The following is a 26,557-nucleotide window of genomic DNA, read 5'->3' on the forward strand; positions in this document are numbered from 1 at the left end:
TTATTGATAGAAGTGTGAATGTGCGCAGGGTCTATCACTGCATGAGTCGATTAGCCCGTTTTGTTTACCAACCTTCTGCTTTAGAGGTCTCTGCATTCAACTCGGCAAGGCGTTTGTAGTCAATCTTCGCTGGGGCGGTCACGGGCGCTTTGGCTTCGGTACGCAACACGCGGTAAATCGCACTTTGCTGTTGCGAATGGGCCTGTAAGTTCATCGCCGTTTGCACGACGTGAGCCAAGATCAGTCCGGTAGCAACGATAAAAAAGATGACAGAGAGTTTATCGCGCATGTGGTTTCTCCTGTGGCTTTGTCGGACGAGCAGGACGCTTCTTCTTGGTCAGTGATTTCCCCCATTGCTTCACAGCACGCAGGAAGGCCATGGTCTGGGTGATCGGACATAAGCTTTGGCACCATGGTTTGTGGACAAACAACGACGTCAGCACCACAAGGATGGCTAAGGCAAACAACAGTGGCCCACCAATCATGTTAAACGCCATGCCGAACGGCTCGAAACTGAACGACGACGGGCTGCGGAAATACAACCCCAATGCCAAGGTGAACGTGACCAGTACGCGGGGGAGCCACAACATCACAGGGTGATTGGATTTACACGCTTTGGCCTTGTTGAGTTTGCCGACACATTCTTGCGCAGCCCCGAACGGACATACCGTATTGCAATAGATGTTTTTGTTCGAAAACAGCAAATAACCGACGGTAAGCAATAGCAGCATCAGCGAGGTGTAACTGGCCACGCCCCCCATCCAGAAACCATTCAGCACATAGCCGACGGTGCCCAAACCAAAAGGTGCAGCGGCATAGAACCCCAGCATGATCAGTGATACGCCCATAATGGTGCGACGACCCGCCACTTTCCATTTAAAACCCGCTTGGTTGATCACCATGGCGGCGACAAACAGCACAAGGGCCAATCCGTCCATCCAATTGGGCAAGGTTAATGCTGACGTTGAGGCAAGCGGGATCGCTTGTTGTAATCCGTCGCGCGCACTGTGCTGGCTGCTGGTCAGTATGGCGTGTTGAATCGCCTTGCTGGTCAGGGTTGCCCCCGATATGCCATCGACAACCGCCAAGGTGGTGGTCAAAGATTGCGCGTTTTGATCTAAAAAGGCATCCACAAAACCGCTGTCAGTGACTTGGCGCAGATAAGATTCGGTTTCTGCACTGGCCGTAATCGCAATACCACTGAGTTTGCCGGTGTTATCGATCGCGGTAACGATATCTAACGGACCGCCATAGCCGATGGCGGTGGCACGGGAAAGCCATGCGATCGGGGCTTTCTGAGTGTGGTTGACGTCAAGGCCGTTATCTCGCGCACGTGCCTGCCACAGGTTTTCACCCGCTGCGGTGTACACCAGACCGCTTGACGTGGCTTGTGATAAGGTTTGTTGCACGCTGGCATCTTGGCGTAATCCCCCAAAAAACCACGCAAGCAATAAGATCACGAGTGTTGCGACAATGGCGATTTTTTCTTGTTGGTCGCGTTTTAAGCGCATGCATGATCCTCCTTGTTATCGTGGGCCGTCGTGGTCATCGCTTCAGGCGCGACAGCCACTGTCTTAACAGGTTGCGTCATGATCGTGACTTGTTGGCGAATCGTCGCGATGGCATCGGCATACGGTGCGGTGGCTTGTGGATGCATGCCCTGTAAAAAGTAATAGCAACGCTCTGCTTCGGGGTACCGTTGCAATGCAAACAAGCATTCAAATTCCAGCGCGGCACTGCGTACATTGTACGGTTCAATCACTTTCAGGCGCATCAGGTCGTTCAGCGCCGTTTGATATTGCTCGGTACTGACCAAGCATTCTGCACGGGCAAGGTAAAGGCCCACTTCGTCTGGCATGCTTTCCAGCGCGAGGTTAAGGTAGTCGGCGGCGGTATCTTGCTGCCCCATGGCTTTGGCGGTCAGCCCGAGGGTTTTGTGTAATTCAGGATGGGCATCACCCAAGGTGAGCGCATGCTGCAAGGTGTGCCAAGCCGCGTCGGTATTGTCGAGTGATAAATGGCATTTGCCCAACGCGATCCATGATCCGGCAAAGTCTGGGGATAAGGCACTCGCTTGCTCAAAGCAGGGAATGGCCTGCTCAAAATCTTCCAGTTGGTACAAGCACACGCCTTTGTTGTGCCACGGCCCCGGCAGGGTGGGATGACGTTCAATCACTTGATCAAATGCGTGCAGCGCATCGGCATGGCGCCCTAGGCGTAAGTACTCGCCTGCGAGGTGGAAATACGGTGCGTAGTTGTCCGGTTGCTGCAATGACATCGCTAAATAACACGAAATTGCCGCCTCAGGTTGCCCCAAAGCAGACAAGGCTTTGCCGCGCAGTAATTCTAATGCACTGTGCGTGGTTGTGGTTGTGGTTGTGGCTGCCGTTGGATCTACGTGGTGCGACGAGTCGTGTTGTTGTTCACGCTGTTGGCCTCGGCCAATGCAGGTCAGTGCCGATTCGGGTAGCCCTAACTGAATTAAACCGGCGAGAAAATGCTGCTGGTGTTCGGCGCCGATGCCGTTGCTGCCCAGCCCATCAAACCCTAATTGTGCCAGCCAAAGGTTGATTTCCGTTTGCAGGGCTTGGTGTTCAATCCAACCATACAAGGCCGCCGGTTCATCACCATTCAGGCTGTTGACGCGCTGACTGAGCAGGGATTTAGCTTGCTCACTCACGGCCAATGTAATGGCATCAATATCGAGTTCAGACTCAAGCGTATGCATGCACAGTGAGGAAAGGGCAGTAATTTGATCGAGCGTGTGTTGCGATAACATGGTGATGTCTCTTGGTGGAGTTTCTTGGTGATCGTCTCAGGGTGTGACCCTACGCAAGCGCAGGGTCAACAGTGGTTCAAAGCGGTAGATCAGGACGCTGAAGCCGCGTGGCGATCGCGCAGCCAAACCAGTAGACGCGCAATACCAAAGCCGGCAATGACTAACGCCGTGCCGACGACGCCAAGGAAGTACCAACCGGCATTCCCTTCATTTTCCCCGAGTAAGGTAAAGGCACCGGCAATCGTGAGTAGAAATGAAGCCCACCAACCGCCAACCAATACCCACTTGGCCGGGTTCATGTTAAGTTTGAATTCTGCCGCCCAGTAGCGTGCGTTCTGAAACAAATAAAGCTGCATTGCGCCCATGACCATCCAAAATAGCGGGTCGAGCAAAGTTGCTTGTGGAAACATTAGATCCCCTCCCAGTTACCGTCGTAGTGCCAGGTTTTATCCACGTTGAAGAAGTTTTCCGTACGCATCCATTCCGGTGGTTGGTGGTAGCCCGCCATGTGGCCGCCGTTCCAATCGCCGTGGTAGGCTTCTGCTTCTGGGTAATAGAACATGTTGTGCTGCATCGCTAACAGCGCGGTGCGGGTTAAGCCCGTTTTATCGCGCGGATCGGCTTCACGCACAATGGTGTGGATCCAGTTGTTCTTACGGGTGTAAGGACACACCGCAATACAGGCGCGACAGCCCATCCCCATGGCCGTTGGGCCACTCTGCCACATGCGGTAGCAGCTATCTTGGTTGAAGTCGTAACGCTTGAAACCACGGATCACGGTATCTGGCTTGTCAGACAGAGAGATAGAGCCTGACGGGCAGCTAGTCGCACAGATCTTACAGTCCTGACAGAAGTGCTGCATGCCCAGATCAACCGGCTTGTCATGCTCAAGATCGATGTCTGTCACCAATGCCGCCAAACGAATATTGGTGCCCAATTCCGGCGTCATCAGCGTACCGTTACGGCTGGCTTCACCTAAACCGGCCAGTACGCCTAATGGCGGAATTGTCATTTCATAATCGTTGCCCGGTACCTGACAGCGAGAGCCGTAACCCAGTTCACCAAGGAAGATTTGCAGCTTACCGATCGCTAAACGGCACTTGTGGTACGCATCGTACGAGGTGGAATAGCCGATCGCTGAATACATCGGGTCCCAGTTCATTGGAATGCCGATCACGATGATTGATTTCCAGTGTGCTGGCACTTCGTCGCCCCAACTCTCAACACCGCGCATCATGTTTTTAAAGATGAACTCTTTGTGTATGCCGGTAATGCCCACCAAGCTCGCGCCAAATTGGTGCGCCATGGTTTTCACTAATTCAGACGCATGCTGTGGCGATTTGAAGTCCAGTTTTTTACGCGTTGGATCGACAAAATAGTAGTCAGCGACTTCCGGCGGCCCTTCTGGTGGCTTAGGGAATTTAATCGGGTGGTCGTGAGTGCCGTACGCCGCTTTTTCGTGGGCGCAGTCGTATGCCCAACCAATGGCGAACTGATCGCGTAAACGTTCAATATTGGCTTTACGGGATTCGTTTTCACGGAAGGCACGTAGCATCTCTTCGAAGCGATCCGGCATATCCCGGTAGTAAACGCGGATACGTTCGTCAGGGAAGGTTTCTAGCCCCATGTCCGGCGTCCAACCTTCGTTAAACGCATTACGGAAGCTACCGGTACGGTTAAACAAGTGAGACGCCCATTCTGGACGTTCAATCTCGGCCACCTTACGGAATGTTGGCGGGTAATCGACGCGGAACGAATCACGGTCAAAGAACATGTCTTTGCCTTCTTCGGTGCGTCCCCAGCCTACATAGCTGTCAGGATCGCGGCCTAGTTGGAAGCCTGCACCAATGGCACCGGCAACAGACGCCGCCACTGCGGTCGCGCCGCCAATTTTCAGGAAATTCCGTCGTGACGGATTTGCAACGTCTTGCGTTGCCGCATGTTTTTCGTGGGTCATCACGCTCATCCATGGTTAACATTATGCTCGGACAGAGCAAAAATCAGTGATGAGTAAATTGTCAACGATGCGCCTAGTGGTCAAAAGGTAGATTTCCGCCTTAAAGCGATAAAAAAAGCCATTTTTGTTGAGCGAATGTTACTTATTGCTGGTTTTGTAGACGAACGGTCTGTCGATGGACGGTTTTTTAGGGAGATTAGTGGAGAGGGCGACATGGAGAAAAAGGAAAGAAGAACCAAAAGAAGAGCAGAGAGAGGAATAAACGAGAGGGAAATATGGCCCAATCAAACGAGAGGGCCATATATGTTTTTAATTAAGCGTAAAAAGCTCAGAGAGGCGATTTGGCGTGGTTAGAAGATTAACCTGCCGCCAACCATACGCCCACACCCATCATCATGGAGCCCGCAATGCGGTTCAGTAGCTGTACATTGCCACGTTGCTGCAAAAACTTACGCAGGGTGCGACCACCGCTGGCGTACAGGATCAAACAAAGGAACTCGGTCACCAAAATGATCGACACCAATACCGCCAACTGCGGGGCCATGTCTTTTTGGGTATTAATGAAAGGCGGCAGCAGCGAGATCATAAACGCCCAGCCTTTCGGGTTGGCAATCGCCGTGACAAAGCCCTGCAGTGCTAATGCACTTGGCGCGGTGTCGACTTCGGCATCCAAGTCATCGGGAATAGCCAGTTTACCGCGCGAGCGCCACATTTGAATGCCCAGCCAGAACAAGTATGCGCCACCTGCATATTTCAGGAAGAAGAAGATAGCAGGGTAGTTCAGCATGATAGCGGCTACGCCAATCACGGCGGAAATGGCGACCAATCCCACCCCAATCAACTCACCCCACATCATCGGTAAGCTACGTCGTACCCCAATGGTCATGCCGAGGGTCATCGCCAAGGTCATACACATGCCTGGTGTGACGGAAACAAAGAAGAAGGTCGGAATAAAAACGGCCAGTAAGGCAAAATCCAACATGTTGGGTACACACTCCAAAAGAAGAGGAAGAAAAGAGCCGGAAGAATTGGCGAGAATAGCGTTGGAGTCAAGAAAAATGTGGCAATTGTGGCGCATAAGAAACCCGATATTAAGGCCTCTTGCTGCTGGGTGAAAAATCATCAAAATGGCGAAAAATCTGTGATAAAGGGCAAGAGCAATCGATTTGCTGTGATGTAAATCACTTAATTATGAAAAATGAAAATCAATGATTTTCACTAACTGTGATCACAATCACTCAAAGGGGGCGCGTGATGGGCTATCGTTATCGGGAGATTTTGTGAAGCCGTTACCCTCATTCACCCTATTGACGGCAATAATAAGAAAAAGGATACCAGTATGTCTGACAACGCAGTTTTCCACCTTGGCGTAAATAAAGCTGATCTGAATGGTGCTGAATTAGCGATTATTCCGGGCGATCCCGCTCGCGTAGAGAAAATCGCGAACTTGATGGATAACCCTGAGTTCCTTTCGAGCTCACGAGAGTACACCGTTTATCGTGCCAAACTGGATGGGAAATCTGTGGTTGTGTGTTCAACCGGTATCGGTGGCCCATCAACGTCTATCGCGGTAGAAGAATTAGCACAGTTAGGCGTACATACTTTCTTGCGTGTTGGTACCACAGGCGCGATTCAGCCAAATATCAATGTGGGTGAAATGATTGTGACCACGGGTTCTGTGCGCCTTGACGGTGCTAGCTTGCACTTTGCCCCAATGGAATTCCCAGCCGTGGCTGACTTTACCGTTGCCACTGCGATGAAAGCTGCGTGTGATGCAGAAGGCGCGACCGTACACACAGGTGTAACGGCATCAAGCGACACCTTCTACCCAGGTCAAGAGCGTTACGACACATTCTCTGGCCGTGTGGTTCGCCGCTTCCAAGGCTCGATGAAAGAGTGGCAGGACATGGGCGTACTGAACTTTGAAATGGAATCAGCGACCTTGTTGACCATGTGTGCAAGCTCAGGTTTGCGCGCGGGTTGTGTGGCGGGTGTGATCATCAACCGTACGCAAAAAGAAACCCCAGATCACGAGACATTGAAGCAAGCGGAAACCCGCTCAATCAAGATTGTTGTTGAAGCGGCACGTCGCCTCGTATAAATGAACACTTAGCACATCCGTGTGATGTGAATGAATGATAAAAAAGCCAGCGTAAATACGCTGGCTTTTGTGTTTTTACTGCTTTTGTATGTCTACTAGATGAATGCGTCAGGTTACTGACGACTAGCAATCACTCATGATTTTGTGCGCTTGGCCGCCTGCATCTTTGAACCAGCTGTGCAGGTGTGTTTGCAAATCACCTAATTGCTCAGGACCGATGATCGCCAAGCCCAAATCTTGTGCACGCACCAAATCATGATGACGCAACGGACGGAAGCTCACCAGCATCGCACGGGCTTGCAGGCCACCCAATAGATCGCGCAGTGATTCCAGCTTGTACAGCGTGTCATCGCCGTCATCACGCATGCCTTTGGTCTTACATTCAATGATGTGCAGCTTGTTATTCACCACGGTTGCCACATCCAGCTCGTTACGCACTTCACGCTCACCAATTTTACGGTAAACCTGCACGCCCAGTGAGTGGTCTTGAATGGTCGGTAAATCGTTCTGAATCGCACGCACCGTACTGTGTACTAAGTTCTCTAACCATTCCCCGTTGGCAAAACGGCGCGCTTCTTCATGCTTAAAGGTCAAAATGCCATCGTGGTAGGTCGCCAGACCGGTTTCTTCCAAATCAGTCAGCAGGGTGTTCAGCTCTTTATAGCCTTGCTGCTTTTCACTTAGCTCGACATCCAAACGCTGCTCTTTACGACAGGTGGTTGCCAGATAGTTTAAGGTGGCAAGGCCAGGGCCTAGCTCTAATGCGGAACCCGCCCAGCGTTGGCCCAGTTCCCACAGTTGATCATTGAGGGCTTCAGGGACCAAGTTTTCAGGTAGCTCGCTGCGGGCCCCAAAAATGGTCAGGTAGTCGGTCAATTGAATGCGATCTTCCACTTGCTGTTGTGGGCGACCAGCAGGGTATAACCAGCACATCTCATCACTGAAAGGTTCAATGACATAAATAGGCCAGTGATAGGTGCGGAACACTTCATAGGCAGAAAGCAGACGGTGACGCAGGCCGCAACTGGCGTTAAACCATACTTCGGTGCCTTCAGCTTTTAAGGTTTCAGCGAGTTCGACAATGCGAGCGCGGATGCCGGTAATGTTGATAGAGTCAGGAATAATGCAAAATTCTGCCGCGATGTTACGTGGTGTCAGAATGGAGGCTAAGCGTTCGTATTGATCGCGTTGTGATTCCGTACCAATGAAAATCATCTTGTCGGCAGGAATGCCGTGATCAAGAAGGGGGGTGATCAGTCTTACAGGATCCTGATCGATAATGCCAACGTGAGTAATCATAATTATCCTTCAGCGTTCAATGCAACGCGTGCCGGCTCTCAATAGGATGGTATATAAAGTTGGGGGCGCGTGCACGTAGGGCGGCAATGTTCGCTATTATTCATCTTCATTAATATATATGGATTGCATGTCCAGTTTTCAAGCACGTCTTCAATGTAATTGATTTTTATGCGCTGAATGTCTGCCGCATGTCAGGCTTGTGCATCGAACACGTTGAAATCCGCTTGTGTAAAATGCACCGTATATCAATGAGTAACCCAAACTGTGATTTAGTTCAATTTTCTTGGTGGAAATCACCGTTGAGAGCCAGATAGGCGGCAGAAGTGGGTCAGAATGGTGAAAAAGTGGGCGGGGTATCAGGGTGGAGATTGTGTATTGATTTTCAGGTTAACAGGTCGTTTGCATTGTGGTTAATGTGATAAAGGTATCAATATGGTTTTATTCATTTCATTGAGTAATCAATAATTTGATATCCCTCTATGTTGTCGCGGCAAAATTCCGTTATTAAGCAACCTTAATCAGTGGTAGCGATAAAATGAAGAAGGTTGTTTGATGAAAAAGTCTGCATTGGCATTGTCCGTCTCTTTGGGGGTAATCAGTGTGATGGGATTGACGGGGTGCGGCGGTGGCGGTAATGATTCGTCAGCCACAGGGGCTGTTACTGTGAAATCCATGACGGTTCCCGTCGCGGGGTTTCAGACCCTGCAAGATCGCTCGCATTCAGTGGCAAGCCGTGCCATGAGCGCGAACAGTGCAGTATTGCCGGATGATCAGGCCAGCCGCTACGTCTACCGTAATGCAACGACGAATGAAGTGGGATCGGTGCATTTCACGGGGGAAGAGGCGAGTACCGATGATGTCGTGACCATGCCAACCTTGATGATTGAACGCATTGTCGATATCAATCCTAACTTTTCTGCCATTAACTTTGATCAAGTCAGCGTGGCGTATGGTGATGCCACCGCAACAGGGAAATACACCCTGATCCTAGATAAACGCACTGGAACTTTGTATTCGCTGCTTGAAAACGGCAAACCGACCTACGTTGATATGCAAGCAGAAAAAGAAGTGTGGTACACCCATACTTCCCACACCGCGATGGCTGCGGATCCCGAACGTATTTACTTGAAACCTAAACATGGTTCACCGTATCAATTGCTGACCGCAGAGGTAGAAGGCGATGCGATGGTATTGCGCGGTATCACCTTAGAGGGGGATTCGGGTTACAGCATGGCAAACAGCCACGGGGATATTTTGGCTCTGCGTGATGATATTGGCACAGGGGGCAGTATTATTAATCCGCGTTTGGTCTGGGTGGATAAAACTACGCAGCAGCAGTCTGTGTTGCCTCTGGAAGGTGGCGAGTGGGCATTCACCACGCTGTTTGAACATCAAGATACGTTTTTTATTAAACAGATCAACCATGGCAAAACCTTTGTCGTCACGCTGGTAGATGGCAACGTTACGTTAACGGAATCCGCATGGAAAGATACTGCGGGTACAGAGTTTATGCCAGACATTAACGGCTGGGCGGTTAAGCGTGATAACTACACCATGAACAGCTATTGTCAGGTTACGGCATTCAATAATGAAGCCAAAGAATTTGAAGAGGTAGTGAAGGAGCACCGTGTCGATCATGCTTTTTCAGTGATGGCGGGGGAAAACGCCCTATTTTGTATTAACTCCGCTTACGCAGGAAATGATCCGGAAGCACATCCTCAAATTTTCCGTTTTGATACCGAAACCAAGCAGTTTGATAGTCCAGTCACCGCAGACGCAGGCACCACGTTAGATGCCACCGAGCGTTTTGTCGTGGTGAGTGATCACGAAGTGATGTTCTATTCTATGCGTGATGAAAACGGGCAATTTACCGAGTATTACCTGAACCTCGAAAACGGTGAACAGACGCAAAAGAAAACCGACCAATTGAGTGTGATGATGCTGCAGACGTACCCTGAAAAAGGGTAATTTGCGCATTAATGTTGTGCAGGGGCGAGTCAGAGAACTTGGGTATAGAACATCGAAATATAGAGAGAAAGACATTGTTAGATACGATAACAAAAGGGTTGGATTTAGCTTCAGATATACTTTCGTATATGCGTGAAAGTGATGACAAGAACAGAGAGATCAATGAACGCCATCATGAAGATGCCATGATGGCACAGGCGAATCTCATCACTGCAATTAAAACGTCTTCAGCGCTCTTAGTTGAGCATATAGAAGGCCAAACCGATAGGGTTATTGATAAAATTGAAGTTGAACAATTAGAAAGAATCAGTTCAACCATCGAAGTGATGAAATTAGCCATTGAGCTAGAAAATAAAGCGCTTATTGAAACAACATTAGCCAGCTTGTTGCCATTATCCAAGTATGCGCTGACGAGATTGAATGAAAAAAAACAGCAATGGTTTTTGCCTTGGATACAATCGAGTTCAATCTGTTTGGTTGCTCTGACGCTGAGTGCCGATTCAGAGAGAGTTAGGTTGGTATTAGCACGAGAAGAAAAAGTGTTAAGGTTAGAAATTCTTAATCAGCTAAAGCAGACATTATTGAGTCAGCCTGATGTTCCGTGGGTAGCACTGTCTGATTTTGTAAATGGGAAGAGTGAGCATCTTTTAAAATTAGTTGATGTGAAGCCAGCGGTAAAAGAGGTGTTTTTCGATCAAGCATCTCTGAAAAAAGAGTCCAACTTGCATGTAGATCAAATCCTCACGTGTACAGTCTCTGAGGTTGTTAAAAAAAGTCACTCTAGAGTCAATGTCAACGACGTCATCATGATTATGGATATAGAGACAAATAAAGTGGCGGTAGAGTTTGAAATCAAAGCTCAACAGTCAGGATTGATAGGCAAAATTTTTGTGAATGTAGGGGATGAAATCGAAGATAACGCGTTGCTGTATTCATTGGGATAAAGCGTGAAATTGTCGTTTATAAATAAAGAGCTAAACACAAAAGCGTACATCAAGGTACGCTTTTGCATGCTCTCTGAAACCAATCGTATTAACTGTGGTCGATTATTGTGACGTTTACGTAAAATAAATGTTTCTCACTACACGCAATGGTGATATCTTCTCAATCGCAGCATAAGGGGCTGAATTTTATGCTGTTTACATTATTTTTATTTGTTAATGGAAAGTAACATGGATAATGCAATCCGACTACGTGCGCTTGAGCAAACTGACCTTCGTTTTATTCACCAGCTGAACAACAACCGTTCGATCATGGCCTACTGGTTTGAAGAGCCGTATGAATCCTTCTATGAACTGGAAGAGTTGTTCCGCAAGCACATTCACGATAGCAATGAGCGCCGATTTATTGCAGAAAATATCGACAACCAGCCGATTGGTTTGGTGGAATTGGTAGAAATCAATACGATTCACCGCAATGCGGAATTCCAAATCATCATCGCCCCTGACTACCAAGGTTGCGGCTATGCGCGTGTGTTGATCAACAAAGCGTTGAACTATGCCTTTACTATCTTGAACCTGCACAAGGTGTACTTGCACGTGACGGTAAGTAATGAAAAAGCCGTTCATTTGTATGAAGACTGTGGCTTTATTGAAGAAGGCCATTTGGTGAAAGAGATCTTCGTTAACGGCGAATATTGCGACATCAAGCGTATGTACATTCTGCAAGAAGACTATTTAGCGTCTCGCAAGAAAGCACAGTGAGATTAACGGTTCCCATTCGTTAAGCTAAAGTACAGACACAAAAAAGCGCGCCCTGAGGCTACCCTCAGAGCGCGCTTTTTTATTATTGTCATGCGAGAGCGCCGCGTTCCGGACAAGTTTGTATCTTGTGGCACACTCTATTTGCAGCAATTGCGAGCAGATTCATGTTTGCATCCTTCTTTTTCGATAGTGATGGGGGAGTTGTGTAGTCTCCTTGATGGCATGGGTGCCATGTTGGATTTATAAAACGAGAACAGTGAATCCAATAGCGATGAAATGATCACAAGGATGAAAGAGAACAAATGAAAGCATATTCAATAGGATTAGTGTCGACGTTATTTTTACTCGGATGCGGCGGCGGAGATGGTGATAGCAGCGCGAATGGTTCAGGGACGACGACCCCGACCACTGGCGAAAACTCATCAGCGTGTTTCAATTCGGATGTGTACCAAATCGGTACGGAAGTGGTCGAAGAATATGCATTGATGACCAATGGTATTGATATCGGGACGTATACCTCGCGCGAAGTTGTTGCGAGAACACTGAGTTATGAAGGTTATAACAATGTGCTAGAAATCGAAAACAGCGATAGTCTTGATGGCAGCGGGAGTGCCTTTGTTGTCGTTGATGATGCGGCGAAATCAATTCGCACGCTGGGTTCATTGACAGCTGAAGGCGTTGATATCAAATATAAACCGAGTGGGCTATTGCTAGAGTACAACCTTGATATGGGTGAAACGCGTGAGTACTCACCCGTGACGGTGCTAGAAGATGGGGTGGATGTCGGCACAATCGAGGCGTCGATGACTTATTTGAAGAATGAAACCGTTACGGTGCCTGCCGGTACCTTTGACACGTGCCTGTTTTCGCTGACGATGGATGTCGTTAATGCCGACGGTACGACCGCCGAGGCTGTTTTCACACAACACTTTGGCGTGGGTAACTCGCTTATCATCAAAGAAACCGTGGTGAGCACATTGAGTACCGGAGAAGCCATTACTTTATCGGAAGAACTTGTGTCTGCCACCATTAACGGTAATGCGATTTAAGCACCGTTTATTTTAAAAAAGCGCGCCCTGATAATCACTTCAGGGCGCGCTTTTTTCTGCGTTCATTCACATCAATCTGCGTATCGCAAATCCCGCATTAAGCATCAAGCCGTTAAGCGACGCTTGGCACTTGTGATGCCAACAGCCAAATGGCGAGCACAAAGAAAATCAAACCCATGAACTTGTGCTGATTGGTACGGAATTTCTCGTTTTTTAGCAACGGTTGGCCCAAGCTGCCCACCATGGTCACCAAGAACAGGTTAAAGAGCAGGCCCAATACGTTCAGTAGCAAGCCAAGTACCAGCATTTGCTCGCCAGAGGTGGCGGTTACTTGCGTTGATACAAACTGTGGCAAGAACAGCACAAAGAAAATCAACGCTTTCGGGTTCAGCAAGTTGCTGATCACCGCGCGACGGTACAAGGTCGTGGCAAGGCTGTTGCTTTGCTCAAGTTCTGGTGCGTCAGACGGGTTCGTGCGCATGCAATCCCAGCCCATTTTTAGCAGGTATGCGCCACCCAGTACGCGCAACACTTGCAGCGCAATCGGGTTCATCGCGATCAGGGCAGAGACACCCATTGCCGCCAATAGCGTTAAGATCAAGCCTGACGTAGCATTGCCTAAGCTGGCAAACACGCCGACTTTTTTGCCATAGCTCAAACTTGAGCTGGCGATAAGCAACATATCTGGCCCAGGGATTAATAGCAGGGCAAAAACGGCCGTCAGGTAAACAGGTAAAATGGAGAGATCGATCATGCTAAAACTTGGCTGGTGGATGAATAAGGTGCTGGATTCTAGCGGCTGATGTGGCTGAATTAAACTGTTTTGTGGTTTTGGCTGGTATATATACCTGCAATGTAAACAAACCTAAGTGAATGTATCTTTTCTGTGGTTGCGTGTTGTTTGTGTGAGGTGCCTCGAAAGCTGCGCAAAGGCATAGCGCCAATAGGGAGGGGCTTAGGCTAACGTGAGCAGCAGCAAGGCGAATCGAAAAGGAGACAATATGCTAAGTGCGTATCTGAAAAAAAGGAAACTTCGTCGTTATGCAAAATTGCTCACGGTAGAGCTCAAACAAACGGTGGGATACCGTAAGTATTACACCCAAGCACAGGTGGATGCGGCGTTAAAGAAAACGCGTCTCGTGAAAACCGATGCATCGCCAATGGTGCGGGATCATTATGCCTATGCGATGTACTGCTCGCCCAACGAGTTTGATCGTATTCATGCCAAGGGTACGTGTGATGCCTGCAACTATGATCGCATGCGGGTTGATATTGCTGAGTGTGTGCTTGATGGTCAGCAAGATTTTACTACCGCCACGTTAACGAATTATGCTTCGCCGTCGTCGTCATCGTCGTCTTCCTCGTCGTCCCTTGGACGCAGTGAGAGTTTTTGGGGCGGGAGCGACAGTGACGGCGGCGGTTCTGATGGCGGTGGAGGTGGTGGCGGCGGAGATTAGTCTGTCGCTCATCGTTATCATCACTATTGACGCATACAGATAAAAAACGCCCCGGCTAAATTGGCCGGGGCGTTGTGTTTTCAGACGAAATAAACATCAGTTTATTAAAGAGAGGACTTACAGCTTGCCTTCGTTGAAATCTTTCTGGAAATACAACACTTTCTGCACGTAGCGGCGGGCTTCGCCTTTCGGGTGTTGCGTCGTCAGTGCGTTATAGACCTGTTTGGGCTGCAAACTGTTGAGCTTGTTCATCGCTACCTTACGGTCTTTATCGAAGGTCGCCAGTACACCGCCTGTGCCGCCGTTGTACGCCGAAATCATACTGAAATGGCGAGAGGTCGGGTTCTTCACATCACGCAAATAGCGGGTTTTCAGGATATAGAAATACGCCGCACCGGTATCAATATTATTGGCTGGGTCAAACAGGTATTCCTTGGTCGGAATGCCCGGTTTTTTCTTCACCAGGTTAAACACGTCAGCACCTGCAGTTTTCGGGATCACCTGCATTAAACCATACGCGCCAGCGTGGCTCACAGCGTACGGGTTAAAGCTACTTTCGGTTTTGATCACGGAATAGATCAGATCTTCCGTCAAACCATAACGCTTAGCGGCATCACGAATGAAATGGGCATATTGGTATTCACGCTGACTAAGGTGGTCATCGACCATATCAATTTCAACGTAATAGGCTTTACCGTGTTTAATGGTTTTTTGCTGCAATTTATTTTCCAGCAAATAGTCAGAAAAACGGCTGGCGCGCCATTGCCATTCAATCGGTTTACCATCTTGGTCGACAACTTGCCCAAGCAAGAAAGGCTTGCCGGTTAAAGTGACATCTTTATCGGTAAATAGCTCCGCGTGTTTGGGATCCGCCGGCATTAACAACGTTTGGACAATGGCTTTTTGTAGCTTTTCCATCGGCTGTTGTTGGGAAATGGTCGAAACGTAGATTTTTCCGGCTTCAAAATCGATGTGTGCGCGGGTGCGGTAACCATCAATGTATTTTACATAACGGTGTTTACCGGCTTCGAGGTACTCATCATCCCCCCATTGCTTTTTCACCTGTAGCGCCAAATAGGCGAACAGTTTTTCCATTGCTTGCTGATCCACCGACGGTTTATCGGTCTCGGGTTCAGTCGGCACGGTAGGCTCATAGGGCTTTTCATACACCGGGGGTTCTGCACAAACACACGGTGGCGCGGTAGGTTGCGGCGGTTGTTGAACACACGCGGACAACAGCAAGGTGGACAGTAATAGGGTTAATTTTTTCATATCGCCGGAAAGATGAATTGCCAAGAAGATTGACAGGAAAAGGCATCATAAGTGATGGCATAAACAGGCTAAAATAAATAATTTCAATCAACACGATAAAATTATTTATCACGTAAAGCGTGCCAGATATTTTTACAATCAAGGTATATTGTCTTAACACACGTATTAATGGAAATAGGCGCGTTGCGCAATATTATTGGCGGCGATGTTACCATGAATAGCGACATTTAGGCCGCAGTATTTCCGTATGCAGAATGAAATAAAGGATTAATGATAATGGTCAAGAAAACAGGACAATCCCCGTTTGAGATTGGTGGCGTGACAGTTCAACCGGGGCAACGTGGTAACTGTGAGCTGGAAATTGCGCGTCTCTATACCCATTCACCGTTGTCGGTGTCGGTTGAGATTTTACACGGGAAATTTCCGGGGCCTGTTTTATTGGTGAATGCGGCCATTCATGGTGATGAACTGAACGGGGTCGAAATTACCCGTCAGGTGATTGACCGTATCGATTTGAACAAGCTGCACGGCACGGTGGTGGCTGTGCCCGTGGTGAACGTGTTCGGCTTTATTCACAAGTCCCGTTACCTGCCTGACCGCCGTGACCTGAATCGTTGCTTCCCGGGTTCAGAGCGAGGGTCGATTGCAGGCCGTATGGCATATCACTACTTCAATCAGGTAGTGCGTCGTTGTACCCATGTTGTTGACCTGCACACGGCGGCAATTTACCGCACTAACTTGCCGCAAATTCGTGCGAACTTGGCCAATGAAGATGCGAAAGCGATGGCGATGGCCTTTGGGTCGCCAGTGGTGGTAGATGCGACCTTACGCGATGGCTCATTGCGTGCGGCGGCAGAAGAATTTGATATTCCAGTGATCACTATGGAAGCGGGCGAAGCCTTGCGTTTAGACCCACACGCCGTGGGCGCGGGTGTGAAGGGCGTGTTACGTGTAATGCGTCATTTGAAGATGCTGCGCACTGGCCACAGCAAGAAATTGCCGGATCCGGTTGTACCACGTGCGACTCGTTGGGTGCGTGCCGATTTTGATGGCCTGTTGCGTTCACACGTGGCACTGGGAGCCAAAGTGGATAAGCACCAAGTGATTGCGACCATCAGCGATCCGTCTGGCAGCAAAGAGGAAACCGTGATTGCGCCACAAGGTGGGATCGTGATTGGTCAGCAGACGTTGCCATTGGTGAACGAAGGTGATGCCATCTTCCATATCGCCTTCTTTGAAGAACCGGACAGCATGGTGGAAGAGCAGGTGGAATCCTACTTGGATGATGCGATGGAAGTGCTGGACGATGATCTAAAATGGGGCATGGCCAGCGCGTAATCGCGTTTAAGAGAGCATCACGAAAACAGGCGACCGAGGTCGCCTGTTTTCTATTTAATGGTATGGAAGGGCGGCGGTATAAAACGATGGCTGTTTGTTCTTTGGGTGAATACGATTTCGCCACTCGCCACTCGCCACTCGCCACTCGCCACTTTATTCTTTAATCCCCACCCAGCAGCATGTCCTTTTGGATCAACTTGGTACACAGAGAGTGCAGAACGCGTAATTCTTCCGGTGTTAGCGGGGCAAAAAAATCCGCGATGATCAGTTGTAAGCGCGCATCAGCCTCGGCTTTGACTTCTCGGCCTTTGTCAGTAATCACCAAATAACGGGCTTTCTTGTTGTTATCGCCCTTTTTTGCTTCCAGCAGGCCGCGTTTAATGCAGTTATCAACCAAGCGCTTGGTCACTGAACGTTCACGGCGCAGGGCTTCGGCCAAGGTTTGCTGTGGCACTTCGCCCAAATGAAGCAACGTGCGCATTGCACCGAGCATTTCCAGTGAAATATCAAACTCATTCAGCAAGGCTTGACTGGCGAGGGTACGAAATTGCTTGTAGGCCAATCCCATGATGAAAGACGGGCTATTGTCTAGCTCCGGAATGGTGGTGATGGATGGCATTATGCGTTTCCCTCAGATGGTGTACGGTTGCACGCAGTGTCGTTTTTCGGCTGCGTTAAAGCAAACAATATCAATAAAATGACCAAGGTGACAGTCAACTCCCACGCGCGCAGAAAAGTACTTTCTAACCCCATTTCAGTGCTGGTCATGTACAGTTGGATCGGCAATAAGGTGGCGAGTAAGGCATCGGCATGAATGTCTTTTTCTGGCCCTTGTGCATTGGCCATCCAACCGGCTAACAGGGCAATCAACCCGCCCAAGCCGAGTGCGTAAAAGCCAATGATCTGTTGGTGACCCGCCATGCAGAGCGTGAAAATCACCGCGATGGCACACCCGCCCACCTGAGTGAGTAAGCGGCGTTTAACGACCACGTCAAAATGGGCCCGTGTTTGTTGAGTGGCGGCCGCGACGACCGGCACCATGCAAAAGGTGGCTGAAATCATATCAACGATCATCAAAAAGGCCAGCCCTGATCCAATTAACCCCAAAGACACCAAACGGTTCTGATAACTGACCGTGTGCGGCGTGAACACAGGCGGCTTGCCTGTTTTAAGGGTGGGGAAGAGCGTCACCATGGTTTTGGCCACGACCGCCGTGATCAGCATCGCGAGGAAAATCTCATGAATACGCACGGGCATGTCCATACTGGTGTGTTGCGAGAACACAATGATCAAAATCCAGTTGAACGTTGGCATTAACATCGCGCCTTGTTTGGGCGGGGTGTTTGCGCGTCGGCGCAGTTGATCAAAAAAGATCAGGCTGATCGTCCAGATCACAAACGGGTGGTCAGCAAACACTTCCGACACCACGACCGCGCAGGATGCCGCCAATAAGGTCGGGAAAAACGTGCGGGCGAGGCCTGTCCATGAGTAATCTTTGCCCTTGGTCATAATAATGGTTGGGTAGAGGGCAAAGTACACCGGCGAACCGAAATCAAACAGTTTGCCGATCAGCATGCAGAGCGTCACCGTCAGGGTAACGCGGAGCATCTCATTGCGGCGTGATTGTTCTGGGGTCATCAGGCAGCCTCGTTAATAAATATAACGGAAAAGCGCAACGAGCTGGATCCAGGCGTGGCCCATCATGTCGATCAGGGCGTTGCCGTTATCGACGATCACGCTGGCGCGCGCACCGGAGATTAGCGCCGGATCCACATTGTCGACATGAATACGGGTACGAATTTTTTGCTGCTCGCGGATCCAACGGCTGTCATTGTTCACGGTGGAGAGTTGGTTGCTCGGGTTGGCGGCATCAAAAATGGCGCGATCCTGATTAATGATGGTGCCGTCAAACACGTGTCCTGGCAGGGCATCAAAGCTGATTTGCACTGCGTGACCCGGTTGCAGATACGCGATCCCTTTTTCATTGAAATCCGCACTCAGCCAACTGTCTTTTTCACTTACCAAAAACATCACCACGCTGCCTTGATTAAGGTAGCTGCCGGTCTGCAGTTGCAGGTTGCTGACGGTGCCATCGGTTTGCGCTACCACGCGGGTATGGGCGAGGTTCAGTTTGGCGCTGTCGAGTTTCGCGGTGGCCAACGCAATGGCCGCATTGCTGTGTTCATCGGCTAACTCCGCTTGCAAACGTTGCATCTCTGCTTGCGCCGCTTGTACGCCCCGTTGGGCTACGCCGGCGTTGAGTTTAATGTCATCTAACTCTTGCTGTGTGCTCAGCCCTTTACGGCGCAGTGCGGTGTAACGGGTCAGTTTTTGAGTCGCGTTGTCGGCTTCCAGTTGGCGCTGTGCATAGCTTTGCTTGGCAGCATTGAGTTCTTCGCGTTTCGCCGAAAATGCCTCTTTGGCTTGCTGCAATTCCGCTTGTGCTTGGCGTACAGCCAGTTGGTAGCTGCTTGGGTCAAGGGTAAAGAGTGCATCACCGGCTTGTACGGTTTCGCCATTTTTCACGTTCACGCGGGTCACGACACCACTGACTTCAGGGGCAATGTTCGCCACGGCGCGGTGCATGGTCGCCTGCGTAGTGAACGGAGAAAGGTTATCGGCCGTGATCAGAAATAAAGAGAAACCCAAAGTGAGGCTGAGCACGGTGTAAATGGCGTATTTATAGATGTTTTCTTTCATTTTGTTACCTATACAACAAAAACCAACGGTGTGATTATAGCTATTTTTGTTGTTGATACAACAAAAAATCAAAAATACGCTGACGCTCAGTATGTGCCAGCGGCATTTTTTGTGGTGAATGTATGTGTGCTGTATCGCATGGCTATCCGTTGGGTGATTGACGTAGGGCGGGTTTTTGCTATGTCGGATTGATGGAGAGTTATCGGTAGGGGGGGAGGAAGCGAGAGCCATGCCCTCGCTTATTCATCTATCGCTTATTTTTTATTGTTGATGCTTCTATGGTTTCTGCATCTGTCGTTAACGTTTTTTGTAGGCGACAAGGTGAATGCAAAACAGCTTGGAATAGCGTTCATTAAACCGGAACTGATAGTTCAATTCGGTCTCTCCGAGTTTTTCCCACGCAGCTTCTTCAAAGTACACATTGATGTCATCGACCGCTTCATCGGGATCCAGCAAATGCTTTTTCTGCCACTGGTAACTGTTAGAGAGCACCACGACACCGTGTTGTTGGGTGTCTTTTTTCAGGCTTTGCACAATGGTTAACGGCGAAGGGCACTGATCCAACACATTCAGGCACACACTCAGGTCGACCGGATGCAACAGTGTTTCTGGGGTATAGGGCTGGTTAATGCAATGAAAGTCCACGTGCTCACAGGCTGCAACGAAAGGGGTGGTGTCAAACGCCAGTCGACCCAGTGTTTTCATACTTTCAATGTAGGGAAACGCGCAGTGCACGGGCTTGACCAGTAAGTGCTGATAATAGGTCAGAAGGCGCGATGAGGGTTCGACAATCCATGCCGCGTGTATCGACGGCAGCTGCGTGAACAGTTCATAGCTGGTACGTCCCAGTGCCGGTCCCACTTCAAGGTAGGTTTGCGGCGTTAATCCGGCTTTTTCACAGCAATCGAGAATAAACGCGCTGGCCGCGGAATAAAACGGTGACATGATATAACTATCCGGCACCGTTTTAGATACCGAGGAAAGCGTGTCTTCAATGCCCAGTTCACGCACTTTATCCAGCCACATGGCCTCAAAGTAAGCGGCCAAACCGCGTTTATCGCAGTAGTAATCATCCATGGGTATGCCTTGTATCGCTAACGTATTGTATAAAAAGTATTTTCTTTGACTATCATAGCGGGATTGGCGGGTGAGTGTGCAACTTGCGTGAAAGGAATAACTAAGGATGAGAGGTCTTGCACGTATCGTGATGAATCTAGCTGAAAAACACGACGTGTGGCGCGAAAATTACGGTATGATACGCGCTTGCTAACAACTGAAAATCAGTAGGATTGATAATGGATATTCAACGTATTAACCCATGTGCGCGTTGGTCTGACGTGACAATTTTCAACGGTATCGCGCATTTTGTCGAAGTGGCTGACACCGATACGACGGCGGACATGGCAGGTCAGGTTCAGCAGGTACTGAGCCAAGCAGAAGCCACGCTTGAGCGTGCGGGCAGCGACAAATCTCGCCTGTTGTCTGTGACCATTTACGTGACGGATTTTGCTAACTTTGCCGCATTGAATGAAGCATGGGAAGCGTGGCTACCGGAAGGTTGCGCACCAAGCCGTGCTTGCGTGAAAGCAGAATTGGCTGATCCTGATTACTTGGTTGAAATCGCGTTCGTCGCGGCAACCAAATAATCGTAAACGGTGGCTCGCGATGCCTTTGCGTGGCCACCGTTTATTGCTGTCATACCGGCTCATGCTTATCTTTTTTCCACGTTAGGTTTGCTTCCCTCGTTTTCTCCGTATTGTGTGATCTCTCCTCAAAGCGTTTCTCACCGTTATAGCCATTTTCGTCTTCGGCTGTCTTTTCTGTGCTACACCCGTTATGGTGACACGCGTTTAACTCAATAAAACGCCGTAATACCACAAGGAGACGTGTATGACGATACAACGCGTACATCCCGCTTATGCGGAAGGATTTTATGCCCTTTGGCAAACGGTCAGCGAGCAGGGGGATGATGTGATTGGGCCGCCGCCATCGCTGGAAAAAGTCAAACGTGTGTTGACCTTACACAGCGAAAAAACGGCACCGAGTTTTATTTATCTCAAGGACGGGGCATTGGTGGCATCCGCCGAAGTGTTTCCTTCACCCAAGGCGGGCGAAGAAAAACAAGGCATATTGGGTGTGCAGGTGCATCCGGATTATCGCCGCCGTGGCATCGCTAAACAGCTTCTCAATGCGGTGCTGGTGGATTGCCAGCGCTATGGCATTGAGCAAGTTGACCTCACCGTGTATCAACACAATGCAGGGGCGATACGGCTGTATCAACAGTTTGGTTTTCAGCCCAGAGAGGCGCCACAAACCATTACTTTGCCGTCTGGCCGGGCGGTGCTGAACCAAACGATGACGCTGTCCTTAGCGCCATCGCGTTAGTTTCACGCCGATTTACTTCTTATCATTCGTTGAGGTCGGGCTTGGCTTGCTGGTGCGCGCGGCCAGCTTGTTTGCCAGCGAGTGCAGCTCAGGCAGCATACGCTGGATCAAGTGAAGCTGCTGCAACACCATGCGGGCAGAGGTGCAATCTTCATCTCGCCATTGGCCAAGTCGTTGCTCCAATTCACAATCCGACTCCGGTGCCGCACTGCACAAATTGCCATCTAACTGTTCCGCGAGAAACTCTAAATGCGCGTGGATCTGACGGTGGGCTTGTGCCACCAGATAGTGCGTACTTTCGTCTTCCAATTGGGTGCGGTGGGCACCCAATGCTGAAATGTAGCTCAGCATCGCGTGGTTGAGCGTCAGGAAACGGAAGCATTCATCGGTCGCCATGCGATACCGTCCCGGTTCAAGCAACATATTACTGATCGCGGTACTGAGCTGGGCATCGGTATTGTGTGCGTTACGGCGCGCAATACGGTAGCTCAGGCTGTCACGTTTGCCGATCCGGTACTGGCCGATGATCTGCCCCAGATAATCCCGATTGGTTTGAATCGCCGCTGCCATCACCTTGTGCAAACGATGGGCTTGCCAGTCCGGAAGAATGAAACTCACCGCCAATACCGCTAGCAAACAGCCCAGTAGGGTATCGCCCAAGCGCGGCAAAATCACCGCAAAGCCTTCCCCTAACTGGTTAAAACAGAACAACACCAGCAGGGTGATGAACATGGTCGCCAAGCCATAGTTCGCGGTACGGAAGGTAAAGAACAACACGCCGGTTAACACCATGAGCACCAACTGGCCTTCCAGTCCTGGGAACAGGTACAACAAAGGCATGCCGATCAACAAACCGGCCAGTGTGCCCATTACGCGCTGTTTCAAACGTTGACGAGTCGCACTGTAGTTCGGCTGACACACAAACAAAATGGTCAGCAAAATCCAAAATCCACGCTCTAAATCTAGCGCCAAAATGCAGCCGTAGCCGACAGTAAGCGCAATCGCCAGACGCAACGCGTGGCGGAACAGCAGCGAGCTTGGGTTGAACTGGCTGGTAATGCGCTGCCAGCGCTCTTTCATGCTGCGTGCTTCGGTATCATCCAGCTCGGTATCGCCTTCGGTATGGCCGACATCCGGGTTACTGACGTTTGATAGCTGACGCTCCACCGTGGCCAAGTTATTAAACAGGTAATCCAACTGGCTCAGATAAATTCGCCACTTTGGGTTGTTCTGGCTTTTTAGATACAGCAACGATTCTTGCAGTTCATCCAGCGCGCGTACGCTGTCTGCCCCGTGGTGATATTGTTTGCCCATCGCCAGTGCGCGGGCGATTTCACGGCAAGCCTCGGCCTGACCCGCGAGCAAACGTTGAAAACGAAATAGCACATCACTGCGCTGGAATTCACGGGAGAGATCCTGATAGCGATAATGGGATGAACTGGCGCGCTCGTGAATGTCTTGCGCCAAAAAATAGATTTTCAGGAATCGGTCGCCGGTAGTATGAGGCTGGCCACGACGTGCCCGGCGGAGTAGCGTCATTTTGGCATTATTGAGCGCTGTGACGACGCGGGCGTTCTTACTGGCCGCTTCTAAACGGATCGGTTGTGGCACCAAGTTGGCAATCGGCTCAAACAGCTTCACTTTACTGTCAAGGTAATAGGCAAATTCAGAAAACACTGCCGCCAAGCTTTGCTGTACGGGTTGGTTCGGCCACATGATATGCCAAAACAGCGACAGCATGCCGTACCATGAGGCACCCGCGAGCAACAGCATCGGTTGATACCACAGGTTCGGGCTGTGTTCTGCCCCCAACATGGTGTACACCGCGAGCAACAAGGAGGCAAATGCAATGCTGGCATAACGCGGTCCCATTGCACCCAGCATGATAAAGCCAAATGTCGAGCAGAACAGGCCTATCGCAAACAACGGTGGATACGGGAAGAGAATTTCGATGGAAAACGCGGCAACCACAAAGCAGATCAACGTCGTGATCAGTGCTTTGATACGCCCCGTCAAGTTGTCATCGGTTTCCGCCAGTGCAGCGGCAATGATGCCCAACACTAAAGGCGTGATTTCCGGTTTGGCATTCAGATACCAGCAAGGGAGAGCAACCCCGACCAGCGCAATAAATACTCGAATGCTGTAGTTGATACGGTCATTTGCCCAATAGCGGCGCAAAGTCCATTGAAGGCGGCTAGTTTGCATTTTCATTCAAATAATTAGATGGGGGACTAAAGATAGCAAACTTATGTGAAAAATCGGTATAAAACCCGCATTAAATTAAGGTTAAGGCAATTTTTAGCAGAAATTTTACGCAAAAGGGCGGGGGATAGCTATGGTCAAAAAGGAGTTCTTGATACTCTAAGGCCACTTTTCACCGCCTGTGTACTTATACAGTTGTTGATACTGTGACAGGTGAGTGACACTCGATTGCGAAACAAGAGAAATGTTGGTGACAGGATGCGTTTAACAGCAGGCTGGTTGGCCCAGTGGCTTGCCCAAGGGGACTATTGCAGTATCGCCTTAGGCGAAAATTGCCTGATTCTTGATAGTCAGACAGAAACAGAAGAAATCCCGTTTGATGATTGGGATGGCGCAATTGCCATACACCGTGGTGTGCTATGGGGCAGCTTTGAATTGACGTCAGCAGATCAAGAATACTGTTGGACCGTACACGGGTTACCGTGGCAGCAATGCAAAGCGTTCGCGAACGGTTTATTAACCGCGTACCGTGATTGGGCGCAAGGACGTGTTGAAAAGCTGGATAGTTTATTGCCAGAGATGATCACGCGCATTGACCACTACACCCGTCAAGAAGGCTACTTGCGTGATTCGTCGCATCAGCACATGCAGCGCTTTTTGGATGAATCGTTAGCCTCCACCGGGTTAACCCGTGAATTGGCCGCCTCATTCCGCCCAATGGCGTTTGAGAAAGTCGCGCCGTGGATTGAAGGTAACGAAGAGTGGGTCGATACCGCCAATGATGGTTGGCTGCAACGTGAAGCCGAAAAGTGGGGTTCGTGGTTTGATAAATGCGAGTCATCCCCGCTGAATCCGTCGCAGCGTGAAGCGGTATTGATTAACCAGGATCATAACTTGGTGCTGGCCGGTGCCGGTACCGGTAAAACCAGCGTGTTGGTGGCGCGTGCGGGTTACTTGTTGGCCAGTCAACAAGCCCTGCCAGAGCAAATGTTGATGCTGGCGTTTGGTAAAAAAGCGGCAGAAGAAATGCGTGAACGCTTATCCACCAAAGTGAACAGTAACATTAAAGTGGCGACGTTCCACAGCTTAGGTACCCAGATCATCAAAGCGGTGGAAGGCAGCATGCCGAGCGTGTCACCGTTGACGACCGATGACAAAGCGCGTGCCAATTGGATCGCCGAGATGCTGATCGCCCAGTGGGAAAATGCCAGCACGGCCAAACGTTGGCAAAAGCATTTAACCCAATGGCGTATTCCGGGGTTCAAGGGCGATAATTCAATGGAGAAGCAGGCACGCAGTGAGCAGTTAGCAAACTGGGTGTGGCGTCACCTTGAGTTACTAGGCCAGCGCGGCGGCAATAAATCACAGCTGATGGAAAGCATTGAGCAGCATGGGCAAGAGTCCGCGCGACCGCGAATGAAAAGTGAGCTCAGCTTGTTGTGGCCGTGTTTTCGTGCCTACGAGCAATACCTGAAAACCAATAAACAGATTGATTTCAACACCATGATCCAATTGGCAAGCGAATACGTGGCTGACGGAAAGTTTGTGCCGCCATGGCGTTTCATCATGGTGGATGAATATCAGGATATTTCACCGCATCGCTTGGCCTTGATTGAAGCCTTGTGTAACGCTGCTGATGTGAAAGACAAGCCCACTTTGTTTGCCGTGGGCGATGACTGGCAGGCGATTTACCGTTTTGCCGGGGCAGATGTGAACCTGACCACCGGTTTTGAGCAGCGCTTTGGTGCATGCCATATTACGGAGTTAGCGACCACTTACCGCTTTAACAGCATGATTGGTGAAGTGGCGAATGCCTTTATTCAGCAAAACCCGAACCAGTTGAAGAAAGAGCTGACGAGCTTTAAAAAGCAAAAGCGTAAAGCCGTGACCCTGTTGTGTCAGGATCTGATCGATCAGGAATTGGCACAGTTGGCGGCGCAGCAAAAAACGCCGGTGACCACGTTGCTACTGGGGCGTAACAACAACCAGAAGCCCGAAAAACTCAAGCAATGGCAAGACAAATGGCCACAGCTTGGGCTGAGCTTTATGACCTGTCACGCCAGTAAAGGGCGCGAGGCTGACTTCGTGTTTGTATTGGATGTGAACCGCGGTTCATTCCCTGCGCCGGATCGTGAAACGGGGCTGGCAGCGTGTTTGCAAGCGCGTGGTGAAAGCTTTACCGATGCGGAAGAACGCCGTCTGTTTTATGTCGCGTTAACGCGTGCCAAAGCACAGGTATGGGTGTGTGCGGATCCGGAAAAACCGTCGCCCTTTGTCAATGAATTGATTGATGACGGCTATCCGGTGGTGAATAAAATTAAACGCATGAAGCAAAAGGTTAAGTAGT

The 26,557-nt window shown here is 49.9% G+C and carries 24 protein-coding genes; 10 read left to right on the forward strand and 14 right to left on the reverse strand.

Going from position 1 to position 26,557, the window contains the following annotated elements:
* Positions 1–64: 64 nt before the first annotated feature.
* The 6 genes from L4C36_RS05510 to L4C36_RS05535 all read right to left on the reverse strand — a co-directional run bounded on the left by L4C36_RS05510 (position 65) and on the right by L4C36_RS05535 (position 5,715).
* Entirely contained in the window at positions 65–289 is a 225-nt protein-coding gene (locus L4C36_RS05510) for a hypothetical protein (RefSeq protein WP_428476786.1), read from the reverse strand.
* Positions 279–1,511 (reverse strand): 4Fe-4S binding protein, encoded by a 1,233-nt coding sequence (locus L4C36_RS05515; RefSeq protein WP_428476787.1) that lies wholly within the window; start codon positions 1,509–1,511, stop codon positions 279–281. Before L4C36_RS05515 ends, L4C36_RS05510 begins: the two co-directional genes overlap by 11 nt.
* Complete coding sequence (locus tag L4C36_RS05520; RefSeq protein WP_428476788.1) at positions 1,502–2,779, reverse strand: tetratricopeptide repeat protein; 1,278 nt, start codon at positions 2,777–2,779, stop codon at positions 1,502–1,504. The genes L4C36_RS05515 and L4C36_RS05520 overlap by 10 nt, the downstream gene beginning before the upstream one ends.
* A gap of 89 nt (positions 2,780–2,868) precedes the next feature.
* Positions 2,869–3,189 carry a hypothetical protein gene (locus L4C36_RS05525; protein ID WP_428476789.1) on the reverse strand — a complete coding sequence of 107 codons (321 nt, stop codon included), beginning with the start codon at positions 3,187–3,189 and terminating at the stop codon, positions 2,869–2,871.
* Positions 3,189–4,736 (reverse strand): 4Fe-4S dicluster domain-containing protein, encoded by a 1,548-nt coding sequence (locus L4C36_RS05530; RefSeq protein ID WP_428476790.1) that lies wholly within the window; start codon positions 4,734–4,736, stop codon positions 3,189–3,191. Before L4C36_RS05530 ends, L4C36_RS05525 begins: the two co-directional genes overlap by 1 nt.
* A gap of 358 nt (positions 4,737–5,094) precedes the next feature.
* On the reverse strand, positions 5,095–5,715 hold the full coding sequence (locus L4C36_RS05535) for a LysE family translocator (protein WP_428476829.1): 621 nt from the start codon (positions 5,713–5,715) through the stop codon (positions 5,095–5,097).
* A gap of 360 nt (positions 5,716–6,075) precedes the next feature.
* On the opposite strand from L4C36_RS05535, the gene udp reads away from it, so the two are divergent.
* A complete protein-coding gene (gene udp / locus L4C36_RS05540) occupies positions 6,076–6,837 on the forward strand; it encodes a uridine phosphorylase (RefSeq protein WP_428476791.1) in 762 nt (253 codons plus the stop codon).
* Positions 6,838–6,960: 123 nt separating this feature from the next.
* Here the strand turns inward: udp and L4C36_RS05545 are convergent, their stop codons facing one another.
* A complete protein-coding gene (locus L4C36_RS05545) occupies positions 6,961–8,136 on the reverse strand; it encodes a Card1-like endonuclease domain-containing protein (protein ID WP_428476792.1) in 1,176 nt (391 codons plus the stop codon).
* Positions 8,137–8,688: 552 nt separating this feature from the next.
* On the opposite strand from L4C36_RS05545, the gene L4C36_RS05550 reads away from it, so the two are divergent.
* The 4 genes from L4C36_RS05550 (at position 8,689) to L4C36_RS05565 (ending at position 12,856) form a co-directional block, all read left to right on the forward strand.
* Positions 8,689–10,104: a hypothetical protein gene (locus tag L4C36_RS05550; RefSeq protein WP_428476793.1), complete on the forward strand. Its 1,416-nt coding sequence runs from the start codon at positions 8,689–8,691 to the stop codon at positions 10,102–10,104.
* 74 nt (positions 10,105–10,178) lie between these two features.
* Positions 10,179–11,048, forward strand: a complete 870-nt coding sequence (locus L4C36_RS05555) for a biotin/lipoyl-containing protein (RefSeq protein ID WP_428476794.1) — start codon at positions 10,179–10,181, stop codon at positions 11,046–11,048.
* A 228-nt stretch (positions 11,049–11,276) separates the two neighbouring features.
* Positions 11,277–11,807 (forward strand): spermidine N1-acetyltransferase, encoded by a 531-nt coding sequence (gene speG, locus L4C36_RS05560; protein WP_428476795.1) that lies wholly within the window; start codon positions 11,277–11,279, stop codon positions 11,805–11,807.
* 302 nt (positions 11,808–12,109) lie between these two features.
* Positions 12,110–12,856: a hypothetical protein gene (locus L4C36_RS05565; RefSeq protein WP_428476796.1), complete on the forward strand. Its 747-nt coding sequence runs from the start codon at positions 12,110–12,112 to the stop codon at positions 12,854–12,856.
* Between the two features lie 112 nt (positions 12,857–12,968).
* Here the strand turns inward: L4C36_RS05565 and L4C36_RS05570 are convergent, their stop codons facing one another.
* A complete protein-coding gene (locus L4C36_RS05570) occupies positions 12,969–13,610 on the reverse strand; it encodes a LysE family translocator (RefSeq protein ID WP_428476797.1) in 642 nt (213 codons plus the stop codon).
* Positions 13,611–13,857: 247 nt separating this feature from the next.
* Here L4C36_RS05570 and L4C36_RS05575 point away from each other — a divergent pair, with 247 nt between their 5' ends.
* Complete coding sequence (locus tag L4C36_RS05575; RefSeq protein ID WP_428476798.1) at positions 13,858–14,313, forward strand: DUF6559 family protein; 456 nt, start codon at positions 13,858–13,860, stop codon at positions 14,311–14,313.
* 117 nt (positions 14,314–14,430) lie between these two features.
* Here the strand turns inward: L4C36_RS05575 and mltC are convergent, their stop codons facing one another.
* Complete coding sequence (gene mltC, locus L4C36_RS05580) at positions 14,431–15,585, reverse strand: membrane-bound lytic murein transglycosylase MltC (RefSeq protein WP_428476799.1); 1,155 nt, start codon at positions 15,583–15,585, stop codon at positions 14,431–14,433.
* A gap of 276 nt (positions 15,586–15,861) precedes the next feature.
* Here mltC and L4C36_RS05585 point away from each other — a divergent pair, with 276 nt between their 5' ends.
* Positions 15,862–16,923, forward strand: coding sequence for a succinylglutamate desuccinylase/aspartoacylase family protein (locus L4C36_RS05585; RefSeq protein WP_428476800.1), 1,062 nt, complete (start codon positions 15,862–15,864; stop codon positions 16,921–16,923).
* 160 nt (positions 16,924–17,083) lie between these two features.
* Here the strand turns inward: L4C36_RS05585 and L4C36_RS05590 are convergent, their stop codons facing one another.
* The 4 genes from L4C36_RS05590 to L4C36_RS05605 all read right to left on the reverse strand — a co-directional run bounded on the left by L4C36_RS05590 (position 17,084) and on the right by L4C36_RS05605 (position 20,700).
* Positions 17,084–17,542, reverse strand: a complete 459-nt coding sequence (locus L4C36_RS05590; RefSeq protein ID WP_428476801.1) for a MarR family winged helix-turn-helix transcriptional regulator — start codon at positions 17,540–17,542, stop codon at positions 17,084–17,086.
* Positions 17,542–18,561, reverse strand: coding sequence for a DUF2955 domain-containing protein (locus tag L4C36_RS05595; protein ID WP_428476802.1), 1,020 nt, complete (start codon positions 18,559–18,561; stop codon positions 17,542–17,544). Before L4C36_RS05595 ends, L4C36_RS05590 begins: the two co-directional genes overlap by 1 nt.
* Before the next feature lie 12 nt (positions 18,562–18,573).
* Entirely contained in the window at positions 18,574–19,623 is a 1,050-nt protein-coding gene (locus tag L4C36_RS05600; protein WP_428476803.1) for an HlyD family secretion protein, read from the reverse strand.
* A gap of 297 nt (positions 19,624–19,920) precedes the next feature.
* Positions 19,921–20,700 carry an SAM-dependent methyltransferase gene (locus tag L4C36_RS05605; protein WP_428476804.1) on the reverse strand — a complete coding sequence of 260 codons (780 nt, stop codon included), beginning with the start codon at positions 20,698–20,700 and terminating at the stop codon, positions 19,921–19,923.
* A gap of 218 nt (positions 20,701–20,918) precedes the next feature.
* Here L4C36_RS05605 and L4C36_RS05610 point away from each other — a divergent pair, with 218 nt between their 5' ends.
* Both L4C36_RS05610 and L4C36_RS05615 read left to right on the forward strand, forming a co-directional pair.
* Positions 20,919–21,269 carry a RidA family protein gene (locus tag L4C36_RS05610; RefSeq protein ID WP_428476805.1) on the forward strand — a complete coding sequence of 117 codons (351 nt, stop codon included), beginning with the start codon at positions 20,919–20,921 and terminating at the stop codon, positions 21,267–21,269.
* 244 nt (positions 21,270–21,513) lie between these two features.
* Positions 21,514–22,008, forward strand: coding sequence for a GNAT family N-acetyltransferase (locus L4C36_RS05615; RefSeq protein WP_428476806.1), 495 nt, complete (start codon positions 21,514–21,516; stop codon positions 22,006–22,008).
* 12 nt (positions 22,009–22,020) lie between these two features.
* Here L4C36_RS05615 and yccS read toward each other — a convergent pair whose 3' ends face one another.
* Positions 22,021–24,213, reverse strand: a complete 2,193-nt coding sequence (gene yccS / locus L4C36_RS05620) for a YccS family putative transporter (RefSeq protein ID WP_428476807.1) — start codon at positions 24,211–24,213, stop codon at positions 22,021–22,023.
* 255 nt (positions 24,214–24,468) lie between these two features.
* On the opposite strand from yccS, the gene helD reads away from it, so the two are divergent.
* Entirely contained in the window at positions 24,469–26,556 is a 2,088-nt protein-coding gene (gene helD, locus L4C36_RS05625; RefSeq protein WP_428476808.1) for a DNA helicase IV, read from the forward strand.
* The last annotated feature ends 1 nt before the right edge of the window (position 26,557 follow it).

Source organism: Photobacterium japonica, from assembly GCF_050337005.1.
Lineage (GTDB): Bacteria > Pseudomonadota > Gammaproteobacteria > Enterobacterales > Vibrionaceae > Photobacterium > Photobacterium japonica.

Coding starts and splice junctions, on each gene's coding strand:
- L4C36_RS05600 (WP_428476803.1), bottom strand. CDS start 19,623: ATGAAAGAAAACATCTATAAATACGCCATTTACACCGTGCTCAGCCTC.
- L4C36_RS05520 (WP_428476788.1), bottom strand. CDS start 2,779: ATGTTATCGCAACACACGCTCGATCAAATTACTGCCCTTTCCTCACTG.
- L4C36_RS05595 (WP_428476802.1), bottom strand. CDS start 18,561: ATGACCCCAGAACAATCACGCCGCAATGAGATGCTCCGCGTTACCCTG.
- mltC (WP_428476799.1), bottom strand. CDS start 15,585: ATGAAAAAATTAACCCTATTACTGTCCACCTTGCTGTTGTCCGCGTGT.
- L4C36_RS05515 (WP_428476787.1), bottom strand. CDS start 1,511: ATGCGCTTAAAACGCGACCAACAAGAAAAAATCGCCATTGTCGCAACA.
- L4C36_RS05550 (WP_428476793.1), top strand. CDS start 8,689: ATGAAAAAGTCTGCATTGGCATTGTCCGTCTCTTTGGGGGTAATCAGT.
- L4C36_RS05615 (WP_428476806.1), top strand. CDS start 21,514: ATGACGATACAACGCGTACATCCCGCTTATGCGGAAGGATTTTATGCC.
- L4C36_RS05570 (WP_428476797.1), bottom strand. CDS start 13,610: ATGATCGATCTCTCCATTTTACCTGTTTACCTGACGGCCGTTTTTGCC.
- L4C36_RS05510 (WP_428476786.1), bottom strand. CDS start 289: ATGCGCGATAAACTCTCTGTCATCTTTTTTATCGTTGCTACCGGACTG.
- L4C36_RS05575 (WP_428476798.1), top strand. CDS start 13,858: ATGCTAAGTGCGTATCTGAAAAAAAGGAAACTTCGTCGTTATGCAAAA.
- L4C36_RS05545 (WP_428476792.1), bottom strand. CDS start 8,136: ATGATTACTCACGTTGGCATTATCGATCAGGATCCTGTAAGACTGATC.
- yccS (WP_428476807.1), bottom strand. CDS start 24,213: ATGCAAACTAGCCGCCTTCAATGGACTTTGCGCCGCTATTGGGCAAAT.
- L4C36_RS05530 (WP_428476790.1), bottom strand. CDS start 4,736: ATGACCCACGAAAAACATGCGGCAACGCAAGACGTTGCAAATCCGTCA.
- L4C36_RS05610 (WP_428476805.1), top strand. CDS start 20,919: ATGGATATTCAACGTATTAACCCATGTGCGCGTTGGTCTGACGTGACA.
- L4C36_RS05605 (WP_428476804.1), bottom strand. CDS start 20,700: ATGGATGATTACTACTGCGATAAACGCGGTTTGGCCGCTTACTTTGAG.
- L4C36_RS05565 (WP_428476796.1), top strand. CDS start 12,110: ATGAAAGCATATTCAATAGGATTAGTGTCGACGTTATTTTTACTCGGA.
- udp (WP_428476791.1), top strand. CDS start 6,076: ATGTCTGACAACGCAGTTTTCCACCTTGGCGTAAATAAAGCTGATCTG.
- speG (WP_428476795.1), top strand. CDS start 11,277: ATGGATAATGCAATCCGACTACGTGCGCTTGAGCAAACTGACCTTCGT.
- helD (WP_428476808.1), top strand. CDS start 24,469: ATGCGTTTAACAGCAGGCTGGTTGGCCCAGTGGCTTGCCCAAGGGGAC.
- L4C36_RS05590 (WP_428476801.1), bottom strand. CDS start 17,542: ATGCCATCCATCACCACCATTCCGGAGCTAGACAATAGCCCGTCTTTC.
- L4C36_RS05525 (WP_428476789.1), bottom strand. CDS start 3,189: ATGTTTCCACAAGCAACTTTGCTCGACCCGCTATTTTGGATGGTCATG.
- L4C36_RS05585 (WP_428476800.1), top strand. CDS start 15,862: ATGGTCAAGAAAACAGGACAATCCCCGTTTGAGATTGGTGGCGTGACA.